The organism is Chloroflexota bacterium (assembly GCA_034717495.1).
In the GTDB taxonomy this organism is placed as follows: domain Bacteria; phylum Chloroflexota; class Anaerolineae; order JAAEKA01; family JAAEKA01; genus JAYELL01.
In genome coordinates, this window is record JAYELL010000006.1 from 1 (window position 1) to 23542 (window position 23542).

The 23542-nt window shown below is 58.2% G+C and carries 21 protein-coding genes; 7 read left to right on the forward strand and 14 right to left on the reverse strand.

Going from position 1 to position 23542, the window contains the following annotated elements; all coding sequences use genetic code 11:
* Positions 1-213: 213 nt before the first annotated feature.
* From U9R25_02175 to U9R25_02195, 5 genes are all read left to right on the forward strand, one after another.
* Positions 214-717, forward strand: coding sequence for a DinB family protein (locus U9R25_02175; protein ID MEA3334685.1), 504 nt, complete (start codon positions 214-216; stop codon positions 715-717).
* Between the two features lie 43 nt (positions 718-760).
* Positions 761-1195 carry a PaaI family thioesterase gene (locus U9R25_02180; GenBank protein MEA3334686.1) on the forward strand — a complete coding sequence of 145 codons (435 nt, stop codon included), beginning with the start codon at positions 761-763 and terminating at the stop codon, positions 1193-1195.
* A complete protein-coding gene (locus U9R25_02185; protein ID MEA3334687.1) occupies positions 1192-1776 on the forward strand; it encodes a GNAT family N-acetyltransferase in 585 nt (194 codons plus the stop codon). The genes U9R25_02180 and U9R25_02185 overlap by 4 nt, the downstream gene beginning before the upstream one ends.
* A gap of 207 nt (positions 1777-1983) precedes the next feature.
* Positions 1984-2856, forward strand: a complete 873-nt coding sequence (locus U9R25_02190) for a DegV family protein (protein MEA3334688.1) — start codon at positions 1984-1986, stop codon at positions 2854-2856.
* A 51-nt stretch (positions 2857-2907) separates the two neighbouring features.
* A complete protein-coding gene (locus U9R25_02195) occupies positions 2908-3366 on the forward strand; it encodes a methylated-DNA--[protein]-cysteine S-methyltransferase (protein ID MEA3334689.1) in 459 nt (152 codons plus the stop codon).
* Positions 3367-3415: 49 nt separating this feature from the next.
* Here U9R25_02195 and U9R25_02200 read toward each other — a convergent pair whose 3' ends face one another.
* The 14 genes from U9R25_02200 to U9R25_02265 all read right to left on the reverse strand — a co-directional run bounded on the left by U9R25_02200 (position 3416) and on the right by U9R25_02265 (position 20431).
* Entirely contained in the window at positions 3416-4126 is a 711-nt protein-coding gene (locus U9R25_02200; GenBank protein ID MEA3334690.1) for an ABC transporter ATP-binding protein, read from the reverse strand.
* Between the two features lie 158 nt (positions 4127-4284).
* Positions 4285-5058 (reverse strand): ABC transporter ATP-binding protein, encoded by a 774-nt coding sequence (locus tag U9R25_02205; protein MEA3334691.1) that lies wholly within the window; start codon positions 5056-5058, stop codon positions 4285-4287.
* Between the two features lie 12 nt (positions 5059-5070).
* Positions 5071-6702, reverse strand: coding sequence for a hypothetical protein (locus tag U9R25_02210; protein ID MEA3334692.1), 1632 nt, complete (start codon positions 6700-6702; stop codon positions 5071-5073).
* Positions 6703-6715: 13 nt separating this feature from the next.
* A complete protein-coding gene (locus U9R25_02215) occupies positions 6716-7780 on the reverse strand; it encodes a branched-chain amino acid ABC transporter permease (protein ID MEA3334693.1) in 1065 nt (354 codons plus the stop codon).
* 230 nt (positions 7781-8010) lie between these two features.
* Positions 8011-10410: an ABC transporter substrate-binding protein gene (locus U9R25_02220; GenBank protein ID MEA3334694.1), complete on the reverse strand. Its 2400-nt coding sequence runs from the start codon at positions 10408-10410 to the stop codon at positions 8011-8013.
* A 598-nt stretch (positions 10411-11008) separates the two neighbouring features.
* Positions 11009-12262, reverse strand: coding sequence for a class I SAM-dependent rRNA methyltransferase (locus U9R25_02225; protein MEA3334695.1), 1254 nt, complete (start codon positions 12260-12262; stop codon positions 11009-11011).
* Between the two features lie 51 nt (positions 12263-12313).
* The gene (locus tag U9R25_02230) at positions 12314-13207 is read right to left on the reverse strand and encodes a glycerophosphodiester phosphodiesterase (GenBank protein MEA3334696.1); all 894 of its coding nucleotides are present in this window, start codon (positions 13205-13207) and stop codon (positions 12314-12316) included.
* Between the two features lie 27 nt (positions 13208-13234).
* Positions 13235-14404 (reverse strand): saccharopine dehydrogenase C-terminal domain-containing protein, encoded by a 1170-nt coding sequence (locus tag U9R25_02235; GenBank protein MEA3334697.1) that lies wholly within the window; start codon positions 14402-14404, stop codon positions 13235-13237.
* A gap of 13 nt (positions 14405-14417) precedes the next feature.
* On the reverse strand, positions 14418-15770 hold the full coding sequence (glnA, locus tag U9R25_02240) for a type I glutamate--ammonia ligase (GenBank protein ID MEA3334698.1): 1353 nt from the start codon (positions 15768-15770) through the stop codon (positions 14418-14420).
* Between the two features lie 165 nt (positions 15771-15935).
* Positions 15936-16400 carry a hypothetical protein gene (locus U9R25_02245; GenBank protein MEA3334699.1) on the reverse strand — a complete coding sequence of 155 codons (465 nt, stop codon included), beginning with the start codon at positions 16398-16400 and terminating at the stop codon, positions 15936-15938.
* 21 nt (positions 16401-16421) lie between these two features.
* Positions 16422-17426, reverse strand: coding sequence for a M23 family metallopeptidase (locus tag U9R25_02250; protein MEA3334700.1), 1005 nt, complete (start codon positions 17424-17426; stop codon positions 16422-16424).
* Positions 17423-18166 (reverse strand): hypothetical protein, encoded by a 744-nt coding sequence (locus U9R25_02255; GenBank protein MEA3334701.1) that lies wholly within the window; start codon positions 18164-18166, stop codon positions 17423-17425. Before U9R25_02255 ends, U9R25_02250 begins: the two co-directional genes overlap by 4 nt.
* A 60-nt stretch (positions 18167-18226) precedes the next feature.
* A complete protein-coding gene (locus tag U9R25_02260; GenBank protein MEA3334702.1) occupies positions 18227-20203 on the reverse strand; it encodes an ABC transporter ATP-binding protein in 1977 nt (658 codons plus the stop codon).
* Positions 20204-20236: 33 nt separating this feature from the next.
* Positions 20237-20431 (reverse strand): hypothetical protein, encoded by a 195-nt coding sequence (locus U9R25_02265; protein ID MEA3334703.1) that lies wholly within the window; start codon positions 20429-20431, stop codon positions 20237-20239.
* A 595-nt stretch (positions 20432-21026) separates the two neighbouring features.
* On the opposite strand from U9R25_02265, the gene U9R25_02270 reads away from it, so the two are divergent.
* Positions 21027-22739 (forward strand): ATP-binding cassette domain-containing protein, encoded by a 1713-nt coding sequence (locus U9R25_02270; GenBank protein ID MEA3334704.1) that lies wholly within the window; start codon positions 21027-21029, stop codon positions 22737-22739.
* Positions 22726-23541, forward strand: coding sequence for an FAD binding domain-containing protein (locus U9R25_02275; GenBank protein ID MEA3334705.1), 816 nt, complete (start codon positions 22726-22728; stop codon positions 23539-23541). The genes U9R25_02270 and U9R25_02275 overlap by 14 nt, the downstream gene beginning before the upstream one ends.
* Position 23542 lies beyond the last annotated feature (1 nt).

Below are 23542 nucleotides of genomic sequence, written 5' to 3' on the forward strand. Positions count from 1 at the left end.
TCAGGGTCGTGTTGAGAGGTTGCATGCTGGATGGTGGGGCAGGCGTCAGGGTCGTGTAGAGACGTTGCATGCAACGTCTCTACGTTGATTTGCGGGGACCGACGTTGCAGCGGTTGATGGTGCCTGGCGTTGTGTGATAGAATAGTTGCGCCGCTCTGCCCGCGAATCCCTGCTCCCCGGGAGGCCCCGCTGATCATATCCAAGGAGGCAACGATGGATATCAGAGAGACAATCAAATCCCAATACCACGCAACGCTGGAGATGATGCGCACGACGATCACAAAGTGCCCGGTTCCTCTCTGGGAACAGGCAGCTCCGACCAACGACTTTTGGCGTGTGGCCTATCATACGCTCTTCTTTACCCATCTTTACCTGCAACCGAGCGAAGCCGATTTCGTGCCCTGGGAAAAGCACCGGGCGGAGTCTCACTTCTTGGGCCCGTTGCCCTGGCCTCCCCACCGGGAACCGGAGATCGGCGAGCCCTATAGCCAGGCGGAAGTTCTTGAATATCTTGAGTTCGTTGCGAGTCAGATAGATGCCGCTGTAGACAGTCTGGATCTCAGCGGCGAATCGGGCTTCGAGTGGCTGCCCTTCGATAAATTGGAGTTGCAGCTCTACAATATTCGCCATTTGCAACACCACGTTGGTGAACTTGGCGATCGCCTGGGCACGCAGGCTGGTATCGATATTGACTGGGTCGGCTTGCGACCCCAGTAGACGGCCGGACCTGCCAAACCATATCTGAAAGAGGACTCATACCATGCTGCTTGATACGATTTTGGAACTCCTGCAAGAACAACATGGCGATCGAATGTCGGAGTTTTTGCTGCCGCCACCTGTTTTTACCATCATGGAGGGGGAGTTTGTCTCCTTTGACAGGGAGGCAGCCACCCTGACCACCCGTTTTCCCGTCCTGGAGCGATTCTTCAACCCCTATCATATGGTGCAGGGAGGAATCATTGCTGCCGCGGTGGACAATACCTTTGGACCTCTGAGCATGCTGGTTGCGCCTCCCAATGTGACGCGCCGGCTCGAGATGAAATACAGCCGTCCAGTCACCATGGATGTCGAGGTGATCGTCGTGGCCGCCAGGCTCGTGGCCCGCGAGGAGTCCACACTCACTTTCGCCGCGGATGTGCGCAGCCCCGATGGCACTTTGCTGGCGAGAGCGAGGGCAACGCACTGGATTCTATGATTATCAATGGTCGACGATCAATTGTCAATGGGCAATCCCGACTCGTCGTCATTGGCCCCGGAGACAACGTTCTGGAAACAGAAAGGCTTAGCCTTGTTCCGTTAATGGCCCGGCAGCTTGCTCTCTATCGAGATTGTCCTGTGGTGCTGGAAAAGGAGCTGGGACTAGCCCTATCCCGCTCCATCATGACTGACCGGGTGCGGTGGGCCATCGGCATGAAGCTCGATAAGATGAGCCAGGTCGGCGAGGGAGATCACTGCTGGTTCACTTACTGGCTGATGGTAATCGACGAGAGCAGTTTCGGTGCGGGGCTCGCAGGCTTCAAGGGTTTGCCCGACGCACATGGTGCCGTGGAGATCAGCTGTGGTATCGACGTGGCCTGTCGAGGCAAGGGGTATACGACTGAGGCGGTGATGGCGTTGATCGCCTGGGCGTTTTCGGCAGAAGATTGCATGTCGGTGTTTGCGTCTGTCGATAGAGAGAACATGGCATCCAGCCGCGTTCTGGAAATAGCTGGCATGTTGTTGCGCGAGGAAACGGTTGAGACACTACTTTGGCGGATCGAAAAACCGGTGAGCTGAATCAAGCAGTGATTCTGACACTTTTCCCTGCGGGGAATCCGTGATACAATCCGACCTACTCCATATCGATTGATTTCACAGCGAAATTTCACCCGATGGACAGGTCATGCTCACGCATTTTTTTCAAGATATCAATCTTGTATCAAACAAGATGCTTCCGAGCCAGCGCTGTCCAAAGGCAGCGCCAACCTTCAGTGAGGCAAAAACATGCAAATCGTGACTGACAGCGGAACCGATGTTCAACTACCCGAAGATGAACTGGCTGAGCTGAATATCCACGTCGTGCCCTTGACGGTGACACTGGATGGCAAGTCCTACCGGGAGGGAATCGATATCCACCCCCGCGACTTCTACGACCTGCTGGAGGCTTCCGGTAATCTGCCGACCACGTCTCAGCCGTCGGCAGGTGAATTTGCGGAGATATATCGGCGTCTGGCTGTCGATGATCCGGACATCCTGTCCATCCACCTGACCTCTGGCTTGAGCGGCACATTCAATTCTGCCCAGACAGGTGCTGCCATGGTGCCCGAGGCAAATATCATGCTGGTAGACACCAAGACCCTGTCCGGTGCCGCAGGGTGGCAGGTACAGGCGGCGGCTCGCGCCGCCAGGGCCGGCTGGCCGTTGGACAGGATATTGGCATTGATCTCCGGTATCGGGGATGCCAGCGACAGCATCTACACCTTGAGCGAGTTGAAGTATCTGATCCATGGTGGGCGAATCAGTCACATGAGGGGTTTGATTGCTTCGGTGCTAAACATCAAACCGCTCATCGGTGTGGAGAAGGTTAACGGCACCTACGTGCAGTTAGGTCAGTCGCGCACATTCAACCGGGCAATGGATGGACTGGTCGGTCTAATCGAGCAGACTCATAAGCCTGGCAGCGCGATGCGGGTACAGGTACTTCATTCCTGGAATCCCGAGGGCGCTGCAAAGCTGCGTGAGAAAGTTGACCAGCGCTTTGATTGCACCTGGCTGCCGGTTGGGCCCATGTCCCTGGTGTTGGGCGCTCATACAGGCGATAGCATGGTCGGCGTTGCCTACGCGCCTGAGTCGGCCTTTGCGGATGTCCCGGAATAAGATGGATTGTTGCCGGCTATCGCTCGAAATGCCAGAATAGCCACGATGGAGATTTTTTCAGGCCGTTTCGAGTCGCCGATCGGACTGGTGCAGGTTGAGGCCGACATGGAAGCGCTCATTTCTGTGTCGTTCGTCGAAGCGAGCCAGCGCGCTGACCGGCGGAATCTATTGATCGATGGCGCCATCGATCAACTGGCGCAGTACTTTCAGGGTAGCCGGCGCGAATTCGATCTTCCCCTCCAGTTTCAGGGTACCGAGTTTCAACAAGCTGTGTGGCAGCAATTAATGGGGATTCCCTATGGCCGGATGGTTTCCTATCAGGATATCGCCAACGCACTGGATAATCCCGGTGCGGTACGTGCCGTAGGTGCTGCCAATGGCCAGAATCCGATTTCGATCATTGTGCCTTGCCACCGGGTTGTCGGCAGCGATGGCAGCCTGACTGGCTATGGGAGTGGCTTGTGGCGCAAGGAGTGGCTGCTGCGCCATGAGGGCAGCCTGCTTCTCTAATCAACCGGCATCTGGGTTGCACCTACGCGGGGAATGAAGATTCACCCCATCACGCTCCCAGATAGGCTTCCTTGATCCTTGGATTGTCGAGAAGATCCTTTGATGGGCCTTGCAGCACGATCTCCCCCGTCTCGATGACATAGCCTCGCTGGGCGACCTGGAGCGCCTGCGCCGCGTTCTGTTCCACCAGCAGCACAGTGGTACCCTGATCGTTGATTTCCTCGATGACGTTGAATATCTCTTCGACCAGCATCGGGGCCAGGCCCATGCTTGGCTCATCCAGCAGAAGCAGTTTTGGGCTGGCCATCAATGCCCTGCCAATGGCCAGCATCTGTTGCTCGCCACCGCTCAAGGTGCCCCCCACCTGTTTGCGGCGCTCCCCGAGCCGGGGAAAAACGCTGAAAACCCGGTCGATGTCCTGCTTGATTCCCTGCTTGTCGCTGCGGGTGAAGGCGCCCATTTCCAGGTTTTCCATGACCGTCAGACGGCCAAATATCTTGCGCCCCTCCGGTGCCTGACAGACGCCCTTCTTTACCACCTCGTGGGCTGGCACGCCGTCGATGCGATTGCCTTCAAGCCAGACCTCCCCCTGACGGGGTTGCAGGAGGCCACAAATGGTGTTCAGGGCCGTCGATTTCCCGGCGCCATTGCTGCCGATCAAGGTGACGATTTCGCCCGGTTCGACCTGGAGCGATACGCCCTTCAGTGCGTGGATATTGCCGTAGTAGGTGTGTACGTTGCGAAGTTCCAGGATGCTCATAGGGTCACTGTGAGAAAGAATGAAAGGTGGTAACCACTCAGGCATAAGGTGCAACGCACTTGCTCAAATGGCTCCAAAGGTGTCATTATTGGATCATACTTCAAATCGGCTTGGTTTTGTAGACAAAGTGCGTCGCACCTGAGTAGTTACGAAAGGTGTTAGATCGCCTCGTGCTGTACGCCCAGGTAGGCCTCGATCACCCGGGGATCGTTTTGGACTTCCGAGGGAGTGCCTTCGCTGATCTTTTTGCCGTAGTCCAACACTGTGACCTGATCTGAAATGCCCATGACGACCCGCATATGATGTTCGATAAGCAGAATGGTCAGACCCAAATCATCTCTCAAGCGCCGGATAAAGGCGGTGAGGTCTTCCGTCTCAAGAGGGTTCATCCCTGCCGTCGGTTCGTCCAATAGCAGAAGCTCGGGTTCTGTCGCCAGGGCCCTGGCTATTTCCAGCCGCCGCTGGTCGCCGTAGGGTAGATTGCGAGCCAGTACATCACCCTTGCCCTTCAGGCCAACAAACTGCAACAACTCGCGTCCCTTGGTGGTAGCTGCGGCTTCCTCTTTCTGCTCGCCCCTGGTGTGGAACACGGCGCCAATGAATCCACTTTTCAGCCGGGAGTGCTGGCCAACCAGGATGTTTTCCATGGCGGTCATGTTGTTGAAAAGCCGGATGTTCTGGAAGGTGCGGGCGATGCCCAGTTGAGTGATCTTGTCGGGTGACCGGCCATTCAAGACCTGGTCGTTGAATAACAGCGTTCCCTCGGTAACTGTGTAGAATCCGGTGATCAAGTTGAAGAATGTGGTTTTGCCGGCGCCGTTGGGGCCAATGACACTGGCGATCATCTGGGGCTCGACAACCAGGTCGACGTGGTCGACGGCTGTTAATCCGCCAAAACGTTTGGTGACCTGTTGTGCCTCTAACAGGGGCATTGTCCTTGCTCCTTAGGTCGAACTGCTGACCGGAGCTATATCGGGTCCGGTCTCGTCAGATTCGTGCAGCTCCATCTTGCGCCGCGGCGCTGGCCAGAGGCCCTCGGGCCGGACGATCATCATGATCACCAGCAAGGCACCATAGGCCAGAATTCGGTAGTCGTCAACCTCTCGCAATACCTCGGGCAGACCGACCAGCACGGCCGCGCCCAGAATTACGCCGGGGATGCTTCCGATGCCGCCGATGATAATCAGTACCAGTACGTTGATCGACACAAACAGGGTGAAGTCGGCCGGGAAGATCGCCTTCTGGAAGGAGGCGAAGATGCCGCCGCTGATGCCGGCGAAGGCAGCACCGGTGGCAAAGGCCAGGAGCTTGTAGCGCACCAGATTGACCCCCATTGCCTCAGCCACATCTTCATCTTCCCGCATGGCGACCCAGGCGCGCCCAATGCGGGCATAGACCAAACGGGCCGACACGAAGGCAACCAGCAGACAGCCGAGCACGACCAGGTAATAGTAATGCAGCGGCTTGTTGAAGACAAAGCCCGCGAGTTCGGGGGGAGCAGTGCCCAGAACCCCCTGTGGACCACCGGTGATCGACTTCGCCATGTCAGATAACAAGAGGATACGGATGATCTCGCCGAAGCCCAGGGTGACGATAGCCAGGTAGTCACCGCGCATTCGCAGTACAGGGAAGCCCAGTAAAATGCCGGTGATGGCTGCCGTAACCATGCAGATGGGAAGAGCGACCCAAAAACTCATCTCCAGACCCAGAGAGGATTCGGCTGATGTAAGCAAGGCCATGGTGTAGGCACCGATGGCAAAAAAGGCCACGTAGCCCAGGTCCAGCAGGCCGGCGAAACCGACCACGATGTTTAGCCCCAGGCCCAACATGGTATAGATTCCGACGAACAACAGCACGCGGGCCCAATAGTCACCCAGAATGGCCGGCCCCACTGTCATGACCAGTAGCCAGACTACCAGGACCACCCCGAAAAACACTTTGTGGCGCCACTGGGCCTGTTTGAAAGGGGTGCCGGATGGCAAGTGGCGCCCGGTGTACCAGCGGGTGAATAGGCCCAGCAAGGCGATCACTGCCAGGAATACCAGGAATTCCGTTTCGAGCAGGGACGCCAGGATCCACAGGCTGAACAGGGCCAGGATGATCAAGCGTGCCCGTCCCGGTGCGATCTGGAGGGCTGCTCCCATCAGCCCAAGCAGCGTACCGGCGACGAGCCATAACAGCATTGCTTGTGTCGTCGGTAGCCCGAATGTCAATACTTCATAGAGGTCTTGCGTGGCATTAACAAGCACCGTACGCAGGTTGGCATTGGCCAACAGGAAGACCAGTATTGCCTCGGACAGGCCGACGAAAAAACCGGCGATCGAACCCGCGAGCAGGACCGAGGTGGTCGATGTTCCCTTTTCCTCGCTTTGGGCTTGCTGAAAAACCGTTCTGCCGGCCATCAATCCTGGCAGGATGCCAAGGATGATCAGAATCACCGTGCCGAGCGTGCCAACCAGCAACAACTCCCTGTCGGCAAAGGATTCCACCATGCCGGTCAAGATGATGAAGATTGCCACCACGGCAAATGCGATACCTGTTCGAATACCTACGCGCAGTGCATGGTTAAAGTTCATAATGAGTCACCGACTATGCTTTCTTCTCGCTCAACACCTCGCCCATGATGCCGGTTGGTCGGAAGATCAATACCAGGACCAGCATGCCGAAGGCGATCACATCCTTGAGCTGTGTGCTGATGTCGAGAGCCGTGGGCAGGATCGCCTCGACCAAACCAAGGAAGAAGCCACCCAACATGGCCCCGGGCACGTTGCCGATACCTCCGAGCACCGCGGCGGTGAAGGCCTTCAGGCCGGGAATGAAGCCCATGGTGTGGATAACCTGTTTGAACCAGAGCCCCCACATGACACCCGCTGCCCCGGCCAACGCGCCACCGATGGCGAAGGTGATCATGATGACCCGATCTACGTCTACACCCATCAATGCCGCCGTGTCCTTGTCCTCGGCAACAGCCCGCATGGCACGGCCGATCTTGGTGCGCTGTACCAGGATCTGTAATGCCAGCATCATGGCGATGGCCACGACAATAATAAAAACACCCAGGTGCCGGATAATGACGCCTCCGATCTGCCAGCTGCCCTCCAGGATCGGCACCGATGGGTATACCTTGATACGGATGCCGAACAACAGGCGGGCTGCCTGTTGCAGGAAAAAGGAAGCGCCAATGGCGCTGATCAGGGGCACCAGGCGTGGCGCTCTTCGCAGGGGTCTATAGGCAATCCGTTCGAGGAATACAGCGGAGATCAAGGGTGTCAGCATGCCGATAAAAAAACAGACTGCCAGCGTCAGGATCGGATTGCTATCCAGATATCCGGCGTCGTCAAAGGCCTTGATGGCAAAGTAGCCTGCGTAGGCACCGATCATGAAGATCTCGCCATGGGCGAAGTTGATCATAAAGAGGATGCCATACACCAGCGTGTACCCCAGGGCGATCAGCGCATACATGGCGCCCTGAACTGATCCATTGACGAACTGGTACGCCCAGGTATCGATTCCGTAGACACCGCTCCTGACCGTCTGAACCGTGCGAAAGATAACCCAAATGAGAATAATGAGACCGAAGGCCCACAATGCCAGCGAAGTGATGTCGGGCATGGTGAATCTGGAACGACGGGTGGTCGATGCGGAATTTTGCATGGCGATACCCTTTCAGGATGTCCGGTCAATGTCGCGACTGCGCATGACAGGCATCAGGCTGCACGATGAAAGATGGGGCGCTGTGCCGGTATCAGGCAGTCAGCGCCCCAGGATAGGAAAGGAGATCAAGCAGAGAACCCGGTCCCGGTCCTGATGCCAGGCTGACAGAAGCAGCTTGGCATCAGGAAAGCCAGGAAGGGTGGCAGGGACCGGGTATCATGATGAGCAGGTTACTCGGCGTTCTTGAAGGCGTTGAAGTAAGCCTGGAAGTAGGTGAAATTGCCATCTCGCCCGACATGGAGGGGGTTGGCCATATCCCACTGAACTTCCCAGGAGGTGACAACATCTTGAGCGTCGAGGGCCGAGCCATCGTGGAAGGTAACGCCATCACGCAGGTGGAAGGTCCACTCGGTGAGGTCGTCATTGGCTTCCCATTTTTCGGCGAGGGCGGGCACGACATCGCTGCCACCGATTTCGTAGGCAAGCAGGGCTTCGTTGATCTGCTCGCAGGCACGCAGGCTCTCGCCATCGGTTTCGTCGGCGCAGTAGAGGCCGATGGGTTCGGCGTTCTGCATCCAGACGAAGGTGTCATTATCGCCACACTGGACGACGGCGAAGTACTCGTTGCCGAGGGGGCTGGCGTGGCCGCCATCGCAGTTGGCCTGATAGGCGACGCCGGAGCCACCGTGGGCGACGGGGATCATGGGCACGTGCTGTTTGAGGAGCTCGTTGGCCTGGTCGTAGATGGGCTGGCGCTCGGCAGGATCGGCCAGGGAGCCAGCGTGGTTGAGGGAATCCCAGATATCCTGGTGGCCGGCGCCGAACTGGTCGCTGGCGCCCTGACCGAAGTGGAAGTCAAGGAAGTTGGTGGCGTCAGGATAGTCAGCGCCCCAACCGAGGAGATGGAAGCCATCGAGTTCACCGGCGTCGGCAGCATCGAGGAAAGTGCCCGATTCCATGACGACGATCTCGGCGTCGACGCCGATGTCGGCGAGCTGGGCCTGGATGTCCTGGGCGACGATGCCAGGTTCAGGCAGGTAGGAGCGGACGACATCGCGGTAGGAGATGGTGGTCTTGAAGTCGGGAAGGACCCCTTCTTCGGTGAGGATCTTGACCGCTTCATCGGGGTTGAACTCGTACCATTGGGCGCCGTCGGAGTAGCCGAAGATGCTCTCGGGCATGAACTGAGTGGCGACCTGGGAGCCTGGGGGGTAGAAGTTGTCGACCAGGCGCTGGCGGTCGATGGCCATGGCGAAGGCCTGGCGGACCTTTTCGTTGTCGAAGGGTTCGAAGGCGTCGTTCATGCCGACGTAGAAGATGTTGGTGCCAGGTCGTTCGTAGAGTGTGAGGTCGCCATTGGCCTGGATGACGCCGAAGTCATCGGGACCAGGGTTGTCGATGCCATGGACCTGACCGGACTGGAGTTCGAGCAGACGCTGAGCGCTCTCAGAGCTCCAGCGGAAGACGAGGGTTTCGGTCCTGGCGACATCGCCCCAGTAGTCGTCGAAGCGTTTGAGGATCATCTGGTCGCCGCGGCGCCATTCATCCATGGCGTAGGGGCCGGTGCCGACGGGGTTTTCGACGAGATCACCACCGCCGCCGGTGGCTTCGAGGTATTCGGAAGGATGGATGCCGAGGGCGGCGAAAGCGGCCTTGGCCGGGAAGGCGGGATCGGGGCGGCAGAGGGAGAACTTGACGGTCAGATCGTCGACTGCATCGATGCTGGCGATGATGCCGCCATACTCGCAGTCGGCGTCTGCTACTGCTTCCTCTTCGGCTGCCACGGCTTCTGTGCCAAACCACTTATCGTAGATTTCCTCGTATTGCCCGGAGGCCTTGATGGCAGCAAGGCCCTCGTTGATGGCACCGCGAAGTTCGGGAAAATCTTTGCGGATGGCAACGCCGTAGAACTCATCAGTGAAGGGCTGGCCCACGAGGGTAGCGTTCAGTTCGGGATTGGCCTTGATGATGTCAGCGGAGGTGGGGCCGTCGTTGACGATTGCATCCACATCGCCGTTGCCCAGTGCCTGGAAGGCCAGGGTGATCTCATCGTAGCGAACCACCTCGGCGTCGGTGTTTTCGTCGGTCCAGATGTCACCGGTGGTACCCAGCTGAACGCCGACCTTGACACCTGCAACCAGATCATCGGGACCCTGGATTCCACTGCTGTTCAGGACAGCGATCATCTGACCGGCGTTGAAATAGGGGTCACTAAAATCGACAGCTTTTTGACGCTCTTCGGTGATGGTAGCCGCGGAGATCACGCCGTCGAACTCACCACTGGCCAGGGCCACGAAGATGCCATCCCAGCGAGTGTTGATGAATTCGAAGTCGAAACCGGCTTGTTCGGCAATGGCGTTCATGATTTCCACGTCGAAGCCGATGATGTTGCCACTTTCATCCACCGACTCAAAGGGTGGATACTCGGCATTGGTGCCGATCTTGACGGTGCCAAGCTCGGCGGCGGGTTCTTCGGCGGCAGGTTCTTCGGCGGCAGGTTCTTCGGCGGCAGGTTCTTCGGCGGCGGGTTCCTGGGCAGGGGCCGCTGGCTGAGCTGCCGGACAGGCCGTCAGGGCCAGGCTGGCAATCAACAGGATGGCCAAAAGGGATAACAGTTTTGCATGTCGCATAGGTCTTCTCCTTTGAAGGACTGATAGGGGGAACTTGGACATTCCGTACCAATACAGGTCGACTCGCCTGGCAGCAACTGGCGCCAGGAGGGAGCGACGCTGGATTCATGAGGTCTGGGTGGGGCAGGTCGGTGCCTGGGTAGCACCACGGAAGAAACCTTGCCAGGATCGTGGCGAAAGAGACATTGGTCACACAGACCGGTGGCAGGCATTATAGTGTTCGAGCAAAGCTTTGTCAAGGCGAATCGTTTCCAGAAAGCTGGATCGATCCCATGCCACACGCGACCAGCCCGGTCGCGTGTGGGACGGGCATGATGCCGTCGACAAACCGTCATCCCCGCGACCGCCCGAACGGCAGCAGTTGTTGCGAGTAGCAGGTGTTTTGGGCGGTCGGCGGGGATCCACTGGCTGAAAAAGGGGCGAGAGGTGGCCAGCCACCTCGATGATCGAGCGGAATTGCCCTAACGGGCATATTGTGTCAGGAATGGTGGCAACAGTTGCGGACAGCTGAGGGTACATACGAATCAACTGGTCGGGATGTGGTGAAGAGTGGGTATCCTCTGAACCTCTTTCCCAAAAAGCCGGAACCGCCGCGATCCTACGATGGGGCAGCCGCGGCGAACAGGCACTTCAAATAAGCCCCCTCGGGAAAGCCGATGGGATGGTCGAGGGGATGTCCGCTAAGAGTAATACCATGTAGTCGCCATTGCTCTTGCTCGACGGTCTCCTGTATGGTTGCGACAAAGGCTTCCTGGGTCACCCGGCTGGAGCATGACGCCTGGACCAGGGTGCCGCCCGGTTCGAGGACGCCCAGGGCCAACCGGGTCAGACGGCTGTAGGCGCGAAGGGCACCGTCGACCTGATCCCTTCGCTGGGCGAAGGCTGGCGGATCCAGGATGACCAGGTCGAAGCGCCGGCCGCTCGCCGCCAGCGAGGCTAGAACCTGAAAGGCGTCGCCCGCGATGATCGCGTGGCGGGCCTGGCGCACGGCCGGGACCTGGCTGTTCAGGGCGAAGTTGCGTTCCGCCCCATCCAGGGCAAGCTGGTTCAGGTCGATGCTGGTGACCGATCGGGCGCCACCCCGGGCGGCGTAGAGTGAGAACCCGCCGGTGTAGGCGAAGACATTGAGCACCTCTTTGCCCGCTGACAGGTCCTGGACCCTGCGCCGGTTGTCTCGCTGGTCGAGGAAAAAGCCGGTCTTCTGACCATGTTGCAGATCGGCTTCGAAACGAAGGCCATTCTCCTGGAACAGCGCGGGCCCGGTAATCGGCGGCCCTTTGAGAACCTGACCATCTTCCAGATCGAGCAGGGAATCTGTCTGGTGCTGCAGGGCCCTGTTCAGGCGCAGAACCTGACGGCGGTTGGGAATGCAGAGATCGAGGGTTGATTGGATCTGTGGCAAATGAGGCGCCCACGCAGGCGTGTATAGTTTGATCACCAGGCTGTCTTCGTAGCGGTCGACGATCAGGCCTGGCAGCCCGTCGTTCTCGCCGTGTACCGCACGGTACCCTGTTGTGCTGGTCTCGCTCAGAGCAGCCCTGCGACCAACTGCTGTGGCTACTTGCCTGCGCAACCAGGTCTGGTCGATAGGAGTCGATGTGCCGTGGTGCAGAATGCGCACCCGGATAGGGGAGGTGGGATCGTACAATCCGATGGCCAGGAAACGGTCCTTGCGATCAAAGATCACCGCCAGGTCACCGGGCAGTCCTTGATGGCTCTGGCGCCGGATGGCGCGATCGAACACCCAGGGGTGGCCGCGACGGATTGCCCGTTCCGCTTCGGGAGAAATGCGCAGGGCGATGCGGCGTGATCCAGGTGCCTGGAAGGCCATTGCGCGATCAGATTCGTTCACGGCAACAGGCTGCCGGGGGATGACCGGTTTTCCGGAAACATGCAAGCACCCCTATTCCCGACCAAGGGTTTTCAGCAGGCGATCGGGATTATCGGTGATGATGCCGTCGACCCCCAGGTCAATCAAACGCTGCATATCGGCCAGATCGTTGACGGTCCAAACATGGACGTCCATATCTCTGGAGTGAGAATCCTTCACAAAACGGGGCGTGAGGATGTGGATTCCGCTGCGCCTTTCCGGCACCTGCACTGCCTGGGCCGGAGGGGAATAGGTATCGGCGAGCCCCACCGTGTGTCGCACAAAGAAGTTGATGATCTCGTCCTGACTGGCCGAGGTTGATACCTCGGGGCAGGCGGTCCGGAACTGGTCGAGAGCTTCCTGATGGAAGGATGCCGCCAGCACTTTGTCTGTCATGTCGTGCTTTTTGATGGCATCACAGAAGAGCTCTTCCACCGGCTGGTTTTCGACCAGCTTGATCTCGATATTCATGGGCATATCGGGAAACGCCAGGAAGACTTCTTCCAGGGTGGCAGGTGTGATACCCTGGCCTCGATAGGGATAGGTCTGGCCCTCGTCCTGGCTCCAGTCGTAGCCGGCGTCCAGGCTCTTGAAGGAATCCAGCGTCATTTCCTCGATGATCCCACTGCCGTTGGTCGTTCGATCGACCGTTTCGTCGTGCATCAATACCAGATGGCCGTCGCCGGTGACGTGCAGATCCATCTCCAGCATGTCGACGCCCATGGATGCTGCCCGTTCAAATGCGAGCATGGTGTTGCCGGGCCAGACGCCGTCGCCGCCCTGATGGGCAATGACCAAGGGACGAGGTTCGCCGGGCAGGCAGGCGAGACAGGACTCTGCCTTGCGCGCTGTCAGGAACATCACCAGCAATGCAAGGGTGAGCAAGAGAAAAAGAAGAAGAAGCAGTCGTGCAATCCATGTGCGCATAGTGGGTCTCCGTTTGTTGCTGCCGCTTCAGGACAGCCGTTCTTCGATTGTCAACCCGCGGCGGCGGGCTTCTTTCACGAAAATGTCGCCAGGCAGGGCCAGTTCCAGGGGAATGGCGCCCACCGGGATCTCACCCCGCGCCAACATGATGGCCACAATGGAAGCGTGCCAGCCGGTGGTTCGCTCCATCGCAGTGAAACCAGTCGCCTCGTCGAAGCGATCAATCAGTTGCACCGTCGCTTCAGCGCTTTTACCATCATGAGTTCCCCTTGCACTCGCCAGGATGATACACACATCCCGCGGGTCATCAGACCGCACCTGAGGTTCGTACAAGGCCTTGAATACCGCCCGAGGGCTGATCTGCATGCCCTCGACGGTGATGGGCTCAGGGCTGAAGAGACCCAAATCTGAGAAGGCTTTCAACTGGGTGAAAGTGCCGGGGTAACGCAGTATCTTGAGCTGAAAAGTCTCCAGTTGGCCGAGGAAACTCCAGGGAGCGGTTGAAACCCCGCCCGCCACGACGAAAGCTTCCAGGGTCCCGATTCCGGGAACCGTAATCATCTCCAGCTCGCTGAAGCAGGGCAGATGAGTCAACTTGCCATCTCGCAGCACGGTAATGCCGCCATAGTACTCGTTGGCCAGCCCCTCGATGTTGAAAGTGGATTCGTACCGCCAGGGTTGTCGAGGGTTCTCAGGTAAACCACCGTCGAAAATCGAGACATGGGTTGCGTCGTCGAGAAGACTCATGGCATGGACGGCAAGGGTGTTTCCCATGCCCGGTCCCATGCCACAATCGGGTACGATGCGCACACCTGCCTGTTTGGCGTCTTTATGCAGAGCGTGTTGCTGGCGAACCAGCTCAGTATTGCCGCCCAGATCGCAGAACGATGCGCCCGCCCGGATGGCCGCCCGGCTCAGGCCCAGGTTGTAGCGATAGGGGACCGCGCTCAGAACGACGTCATAGCCTTGCATGACATCGAACGCTGCCTGTTCGTTGGCGGCATCGAAGATGATGGTATCGATGACTGCGTGCTGATCGGGACTCGCCAGGCTGGCGAGGCGCCCGGCGGCGTTTTGCGCCTGAACGGCGTTATGATCGGCCAGCGTGACGCGGCGGGCGTCACCGAAACGAAGCAGGTCGTAGGCAGCCGCTGTTCCCTGCCGGCCGGCGCCCAACACCAGATAGGAAAAAGACAAGGTTGGCTCCTTGTTAGTAGATACTCAGGTAGCGGTCCAATTCCCAACGGCTGACAGAGATGCGATAGTCGTCCCATTCCAGGCTCTTGGCTTCCGCGTAGCGTTCAAAGATGTGATCACCCAGGGCTTCACGCATCAACGGATCGGCCTTCAAGGTCTCGACGGCCTCGCCAAGGCTGCCTGGCATGGTTTCCAGCTCAGACTGACGGGTTTTATCGACGTGGTAGAGATCCTCCTCTGTCGGCGCCGGAGGAGCCAGCTCCCGGGAAATGCCGTCCAGGCCGGAGTGCAGCATGACTGCGAAGGCCAGGTAGGGGTTGGCGCTGGGATCGGGACAGCGCAACTCGATGCGGGTTGACGCCGGCTGCTCAGCCCGGACCAGCGGAATGCGGATCAGCGCAGATCGATTCATTCGTGCCCAGGAGACGTATACCGGGGCCTCATAGCCGGGCACCAGCCGTTTGTAGGAGTTGACAAGGGGTGCAATCAAGGCAGAAAAGGCGCGGGCGTGCTCCAACTGGCCGGCAATGTATTGCAGGGCCAGAGGTGCAAGGCCATACATACCCTCACCGGTTGTATCGACAAAGGCGTTTTTTCCGGTGGTCTTATCAACCAGGCTCTGGTGGACGTGCATGCCAGAACCGTTGATGCCGGCGATAGGCTTGGGCATAAAGGTGCAGTAGAGGCCGTTGAGCTGCGCGATCGCCTTGAGCGTGGTTCTCAGGGTTACGGCATCATCCGCTGTGCGCAGGGCATTGCCATACTTGAAGTCAATTTCGTGTTGTCCGCTGGCGACCTCATGGTGGGCAGCTTCCACGTCGATGTCGAATTCCTTCAGGGCCTGCACCATCTGGCGCCGCACAGTATGGGCAAGATCGGTGCTGACATCGAAGTAACCGGCCTGATCGTGGGTGCGCAAAGGCAGCAGCTCTCCTTGCGGACCTGGCCGGAAGAGAAAGAATTCCAATTCGGGGCCTGTGTTGAAATCATAGCCCATAGCCTCTGCCTTTTTCAGGGCGCGCTTGAGTACGTAGCGGGGGTCTCCTTCAAAGGGAAGTCCATCCGGGGTGTACACATCGCAGATCACGCGCGCCGACGGCATGTCATCGCGCCGCCAGGGGATGACTGCAAAGGTATCCAGATCGGGAACCAGGTACATGTCGCTCTCGGCGATGCGGGCAAATCCTTCGATCGACGATCCATCAAACCAGATACCGTGATCGATAGCCACTTCCCAGCGATCGGCGGGAATAGTGATCTGTTTGACGATGCCGGCGAGGTCGGTAAACTGCAGGTTGACGAAACGTACATTGTTCCTGGCGATGATCTCCGCCGCTCGTTCCACAGCTGCTTTGTCGTGAGACATTTCCTGTTTCTCTCCTTGTGATAAAGACTGTGCCCACTGCCAAAGAAAAAAGCGCCTGCTGCGGGAAGATGTGTTAGCAATCTTCCACGCCCAAGGCGCCTCTGCAATGGACTATTTCACAACATCAAGACCCACTGGCAAACCCAATGGGCTACAAGACAGGTTCTACTCCTCCTCCAGATCCTGCCATTCGCTGACCACCCAGGCGCCCACTGCCAGGACCACCTCGGTGACCGTTTCGGGGCCGAAAACCAGGGCAAGACCACCTTCCTGGGTTTCGGCAACCTCGACAAGAACCCCTTCATTGTCCACCAGGCCAATGAGGGTTTCCTCGATCCTGTCTATTCCCTGCAACGGGTCATCTCCGATGGAAGGATAGAGCAATACACCGTACAACTCCAGGAGAATCCCGTTGTCCAGGCGAAGGTCCATATCGACGATCGATCGCCATTCGGCTGCCGGCACTTGCTCAGTCAGTTCATCGGCAAGGGAACTATCCCAAAAGCTGACGCCAACCACGGCGCTGCCTTTCAGCGAGGCCAACGCCTCGAACGCTTCGTCGCTAAGCTCAACCTGAAAATCGCTGGTGGATGCCTCCTCGATGGCCGAAGTTCCGTTGACAGAGGTCATCAGGTCCTCCTTTTTCCTGGGTCATCCAGGACTTACGATCATTCTAGGCGGAATTGTCGCATTGTCAACCTGGTCGCCGGCTGCCTCGAAACGGCTAAATCGAATGGGTAGTCCCTGGTCGACAAAAAGGTTGGGACCATTCTGCAAGTGATAGTGGAGGTGGGGACCGGGCGATTGGCCTGTATTGCCAACGGAGGCTATCGTCTGACCACGAGTCACCGATTCATCCTGTCGAACCAGGACACTGTCGCTCTGGAGGTGGGCCAGATAGCTGAACTCTCCCTTGCCGTGGGCAATGACAACATAGTTGCCGGCCATCCGGGTAGGATCCTCTGCCAGCTCGGCAGATCCCAGGGGTTGGCCCGGCGGCTGGTCGGCCATTTCAGCGCGGATGGCCACGACCTTGCCGCTCGCCGGGGCGACAACGGGCTGGCCGAAGCTGTAGTGATGCTCATTGTGCAGGCCGTCTCGATCGTAGATCTTGCCATCCGGGCCCAGGCGTACGAAATCATAGGCGAAGGGCCAGCTGACCGGTTCAGCCTTATGGATGGCGGTCCAATCGTTTCCCGTAATGGCCCACCAGGCGCCCGATTCGAAGGGCAGGGTTAACGTGGCCTGCTGTTCATGGTAGACCAGGGGCACGTCCAGCGATGCTGTGGCGGCAGCCCGGGTGTCAAATTCGAATCCACCCACGCTGATGCGAACTCTGGCGAAGGGTAGCAGGCCCTGTTCCAGAAAATAACAGCGGGGCAGCGCAAGACCGAGGCCGGGAGCCACCCCGTATTGTCCTCGGGTCAATTCCTCCATTGCTGCCTCGCCAAGCCGTTGACGGACGAACGCGACATGGTCGTCGTGGTCGAACACCCGCCAGACGACATCGGTCAATACGACTGCTCTGGTCGCGGTGATGCCGATATCCAGGGAGAATTCCTGCATGTCGCCAAGGCCAGGATGGGGCAGGCGATCATAGACGCCCACAAAAACCTGGGCAGGCCGGGCTTCCAAGCGCAGAACCTGGTCGCTCACTTGCTGCCGTTCCCGTCCGGACCGCCTGCGAATTCTTGTGAGAAGCGCAGCAGCACTGTACGGACCTCAACGCACAGGGAAAACAGGATATCTACCAGGTGGACCAGATCGGTCAGTTCTTCGTCGAGTATCCAGACGTGATGGGCTTTGAGGTTGACCAGGTGGAGGTCAAGGTCGGAATAGCTGGCCATGACATCGACTCGAACGATGTTCTCATGATTTACTTCTTCTTCGAAGACCTGCCGGATTCTTTTTGCCGTCGCTTCGATTCCCTCATCGCTGTCGATTTTTTGAGCGAAGGCCACCGGGAAGATATAGTCGATTTCCAGGGCGAGGGATATCTGGGCCGTACGCAGCTGGTGCGAACAGTCATCTTCATCCGGGTGATACAGGTCACAGAATATGCCATCGCCGGTGGTGCTAAGCACCGTGTACTCGACCGGCCACTCGAAACGAATCTCCGCCCACATCTCGGGTGGGAAAGGCCAGTCCCCAGGAGCCAGAGCGACCTCGAAATTACGTATCAAGCTGTTCGTATCGACCGAGTTCGAGGCGTCAACAGCAAGCAGCCCGGCCTCCATTGCACTGGACATCAGGGTGCTGACCATTTGCTCGAAGGGTACGTATCTGCCCCAAAGAAGTTGCTCAGCCATCTGTCTCAGCAGACCCTCGTCGCCATCGAAGGGATCGGGTATTGGCGCGTCATTACCGTTCTGTACTGAACTTCCGTTGGTGGACATAGTTTTCTCCTGGAGCGGGCATCATAGCACAAGGCGCGATCCGCAACAACTTTCCTGGGACTAATTATCGTCCTGGAGTCGCTGGTGACCGAATTGTGTCTCGTACAGGTCGGCGTAAAGCCCGTCCTGTGCCAGCAGTTCGGCATGGGTGCCAGATTCGAGCAATTCGCCTTCATTCATCACCAGGATCTGGTCTGCAGCCAGGATTGTGGAAAGACGATGAGCGATCACCAGGCTGGTGCGTCCATGGAACATGGGCTCCAATGCCGCCTGAATAAGGGCCTCGTTGTGGGAATCCAGGTGTGCCGTGGCTTCGTCCAGGATCAGGATACGTGGATCCTTGAGGATGACCCGGGCGATGGCCAGCCGCTGCTTTTCACCGCCGCTTAGCCGATAACCCCGTTCGCCGACCATGGTATCATATCCCATGGGCAGGCTTATGATGAAATCGTGGATGTTGGCAGCCCTGGCGGCTGCTTCCATCTCCTCCTGGCTGGCGTTGGGCCGGCCGTAAAGCAGGTTCTGCCGAATCGTATCATGGAAGAGGTAGGTTTCCTGGGTAACGATGCCAATCTGTTCAGCCAACGATTGCTGAGTAACGTCGCGCACATCATTGCCGTCGATTGAAATCCTGCCCTCGGTTACATCGTAGAGCCGGGGAAGCAGATAGGTGATGGTGCTCTTGCCAGCCCCGCTGCGCCCAACCAGCGCTACCAGTTGACCGGGCAGTATCTCGGCTGACACATCGCTCAGGGCCCAGCGCCGTTTGATAATGGGGACGATGGGCGACGTCAACTCAGCGACACCTTCATCGGCGTTGGCGGCATTCTCGTCAGACGCCCCGCCGCCTCTGTCGCGACCGGGTATTGGCTCTGAGGTCTGCTCTTCGACCCTTGCCTGTTTTTCCTGCATCTCTTGCCACTCTTCGTCGGTCAAATAGCTGAAGGATACATTGTCGAACCTGATCTGGCCATCGACGTTGCTCAGCGCCATTGCATTGGGTCTGTCCACGATCTCCAGAGGCTTATCCAGATATTCGAAGACGCGCTCAAAACTGACCATGGAGGTAGCGAACTCCACTTGAACGTTGGAAAGGGAGGAAATCGGCCCATACAGCCGGCCCAGGTAGGCGACGAAGGCGACGATGGTACCGATGGTCAACGTGCCGGCAATTACCATCCGGCCACCAGCCCAATAAACCAGGGCAGTTCCGATGGCGGCTGCGATGCTCAATCCCATGAAAAACCACCGGCCGACCAGAGCTCGCCGAATGCCGATATCGCGAACGTTGGCGCCGGTTTGCGAGAATCGCTCTATCTCCTCATCTTGCCGGCCAAAGGTCTTTACCAACAGGGCGCCGTTGATCCCCAGGGTCTCGGCAATAATGCTGCTCATGTCCGATTGGTAGTCCAACGCTTCCCGCCGAACATCGCGAAGAACACGGGCGACTCGTTTTGCCGGCAGGAGGAAAAGGGGCAATATCATCACCGACAGGAGCGTCAGACGCCAATCGATGGAAATCATGACTATCAGAGTCGAGACCAGCGTCACCAGACTGGTTACCACGTTGGGAATCGTGCCGGTGACGGCGTTCTGGGCACCGATGACGTCGTTGTTGAAACGGGAGATGATCTCACCAGACTTGGTTGCTGTGAAAAAGCGTAGTGCCATGTTCGTCAGGTGCTCGAACATCTGGTTGCGCAAGTCGAAGATGATTCCTTCGCCTACCCTGGCACTGAAATAGCGCTGCACCACGCCGATCAGGCCCGAGAGAATCGGAATTGCGACCAACGCCAGTGCCAACAGGTTGAGGCGAGCCACATCGCCGTTGGGAAGCACAACGTCGATAAGATCCCGAATAATGAGAGGAGGAACGAGTCCCAGCAGCGAAACTATGAGGATACACGCCAGCACCAGGAGTATCTGCCACCAATAAGGCCGGGCATAGGCAAACACCCGGCGCAACAGGTTGCGGTCAACCTTGGGCTTCGCCATATCCGGATCAGCTCTCATGTAGCTGCCCCAGCCACCACGCATGTGACTCATCTCTCCTCAAATGCCAGCGATATGCTAGCGACTCCGGTCGATGGCGAGCCGAAGGCGATATTCCTCGGCCATCAGTCTTTCCAGCCGGCCTTCCAGATAGCGGGCTCGCCCTGCATTTCGGTGGTCGTCACGCTGGTGGGCCGCGGCAAGTTCCCGCCGTGTCTGTCGAATCTCGGCAATGATCTGGTGTTTTCGCTCGATCAGTTGGCTACGGTTCATGTCAATCGAAGTTGGCGGGGATCAACCGCTGATTACGCAGATTCCCGCTGATTTGTCAAATTTGATCTGCCTCAACTGCGGTTTTTCATTCTATCACAACGATGCCCGAGTCGCCAGTGATCCTTCCCTCAACCAACCCGGCAATTCTCAATATGGAGGGGAGTCGAGGCTGTACGAAGTCCCCATTTTTGGGTCAGCCGGGTTGATCTTGCGCAAGTACAACTGATGAATCGCCTTTCCCTAACCTGGAAAAGCCAGAGGAACACAGATTTACGCAGACCTCCGGCGCAGATCATCGCCGATCTTCTCTGATGTCTGATCAGCGTTTCTCTGCGTTAACCCTTCGACTACGCCCCTCGACAAGCTCGGGACACCGCTGAGGACAGGTCAGCGCTAATGTTTTTTTCTTTCTGCAAGGAACTTGGAGATGCTTCGGCACGCTTTGCGTCAGCATGACATAACCGAAGTTTCTTAACAGAATTGCTACAACCGACCAAGCCCCTTTGACGCTGTTGTTGACAGGTGTTATACTCGAAGGCAGGCAGGGTAGGCGAGTGAACAACCTGCCCAAATTCCGCCAGGCATGTCCGAGGCCATGATTACCTTCGACCGGATCTCATATAGCTATCCCGGCGCCACTGAAGAGAGCGCAGTTTCCCCTGTGCTGCACGACGTGTCTCTGGCCATCGAGGAAGGGGATATGGTGCTGGTGGTCGGGCCGTCCGGCGCCGGTAAGTCGACTCTTCTGCGTGCCCTCAATGGCCTCGTTCCCCATTTCAGCGGTGGTACGCTCACCGGTCGAATCCGGGTGGCCGGCCTGGATCCTGTGGTCGAGAGCCCGCAGGGAATGAGCAGGCTGGTCGGTATGGTATTCCAGAATCCCGAAACCCAGTTTGTCACCGACCGGGTGGAGGATGAACTGGCTTTCGGCATGGAGAACCTGGCTCTGCCTCCGGCCCTGATGCGCAAGCGGGTCGAAGAGGTCCTGGACCAACTGACCATCGCCCCGTTGAGGGATCGTTATTTGAGCACGCTATCGGGAGGGGAGAAACAACGGGTTGCCATCGCGGCGGTTTTGGCTCTGCATCCCGAGGTATTGGTGCTGGACGAGCCTACTTCCCAGCTCGATCCCCAATCGGCCGAGGAAGTTCTGGTTGCCCTCCGGCGCCTCAACGAGGACCTGGGCTTGACTGTCATCCTTGCCGAGCATCGCTTGGAACGGGTGGTTCAGTTCGTGGATAAGGTGCTTTACTTGCCCGGAAACGGTGGCCCCGCCATTCTGGATGAGCCGAGGGCGGTGATGGCGCAAGTGCCGCTGGCGCCACCCCTGGTCAGGCTGGGAAAGGCCAGGGCATGGCAGCCACTGCCATTGACTGTCAAAGAGGCGAGGCGGTTTGTGCCGCGGAGCCAGCGCTCGCTGACTCGTAGCGTGGAGGCTGAGTTGGCAAGCCTGTCCAACGGGGTTTCACAGCCGTCGAGCAGTGCTTCGGTGGCCGCCCGGGTGGAGGATGTCTTCTTTGGGTACGATAGTGGAGGCATGGTGTTGAAGGGCATCGATCTGAGCCTTGGGCGGGGCGAGATCGTCGCTTTGATGGGTCGCAACGGTTCGGGGAAGACGACGCTGCTCAAGCAATTGATCGGTCTTCTGAAGCCCTCCCACGGCCAGGTGTCCCTTTTCCTCGATCGTTCGGTGAGCGGCGAGTCGCTCATGAACACCCGCCAGAACGCCACCGACGAGCTTGTTTCGGTGGTGGGTTACGTGCCTCAGGATCCAGGCGCTTTATTATTCCGCGATACAGTCATGGAGGAATTGGCCTTTACCCGGCAGGGACACGGATTGCCGCCCGACCCGGCTGCTGACAGGCGGCTTTTGGCCCGGCTGGGATTGCTGGCCCTGGCCCAACGATATCCGCGCGATCTCAGCACGGGACAGCGACAGCGGGTGGCTCTGGCAGCGATTCTCGTGGCTGATCCCCAGGTACTGCTGCTGGATGAACCAACCCGCGGCCTGGATTATCAACAGAAGGAAGTGTTGAGCAATATTCTGCTGGATATGAAACAGGAGGGGCGAGCGATCCTGTTGGCAACCCATGATGTCGAACTGGCCGCCACGTGCGCCGATCGGGTCATTCTCATGGCTGATGGAGAGATCGTGCTCGATGGTCCGACGCGCGAGGTGATGACCGGTTCTTTGGTATTTTCGAGCCAGGTGAACAAACTCTATCGCGATCCCCGATTTCTGTTGGTTACCGATGTGACAGAATCGCCTTCATCCAAGACAACGGAGAATCAATATGCCACGAGTTAAGGAATACTACCGGCCATCCAGTTTGGAGGAGGCCCTTGCATTGCTGCAGCGATCGGATTGTGTCACCGTGCCGCTGGCTGGTGGCACCAGATTGGTGCCCCGATTGCGCGGGGACCTGCCCTGGTCAGTCGACAATCAGGTGGACGCCGTGGTCGATCTGGCGGATCTCGGCCTCAACGGCATCGAGCGTCGCAGCGATCCAGATGGTGAATGGCTGACGATTGGCGCAACGACCACCCTGACAGATCTGTTCGAGCACGCCGATTGCCGGACAGTAGCCGATGGTGTGCTGGCGGAGGGTGCCGGGCGCGAGGGGCCTGTCAACCTGCGAAACGCCGCTACCGTTGGAGGGTGCATCGTGCAGGGCGCAAGTGAGTCTGAGCTGTTGCTGGCCCTGTTGGCCCTGGATGCTCGTGTCGAAGTGAATGATGGCATGGTTCGCGTGCAGTCGTTGACCGATCTTGTCGCGAATCCAGCTGCCGCAATTGGCAAGGGATTGATCACGGAGATTCGAATTCCGCTGGGTGGTGAGACGTTACGGGGAGGCGCCGCGCGCATTGCCAGGACGCCTTCGGACAGCGCCATAATAGCAGCGGTAGCTGTAGGGGATGGCAAAACCTATCGGATTGCCCTGGGTGGGCTGAGCTATCAGCCGCTGGTGATTGATCTCAACAAAAAAGAGGATTGGAAAGAGGCCCTTGAAACTGCTGTGACAGAAAAAGGGGTATTGTCCGATTTCCGGGGCAGCGCCGACTATCGACGAGCCATGGCTGCCATTGTGATAGAGCGTTCATTGCGGTGAC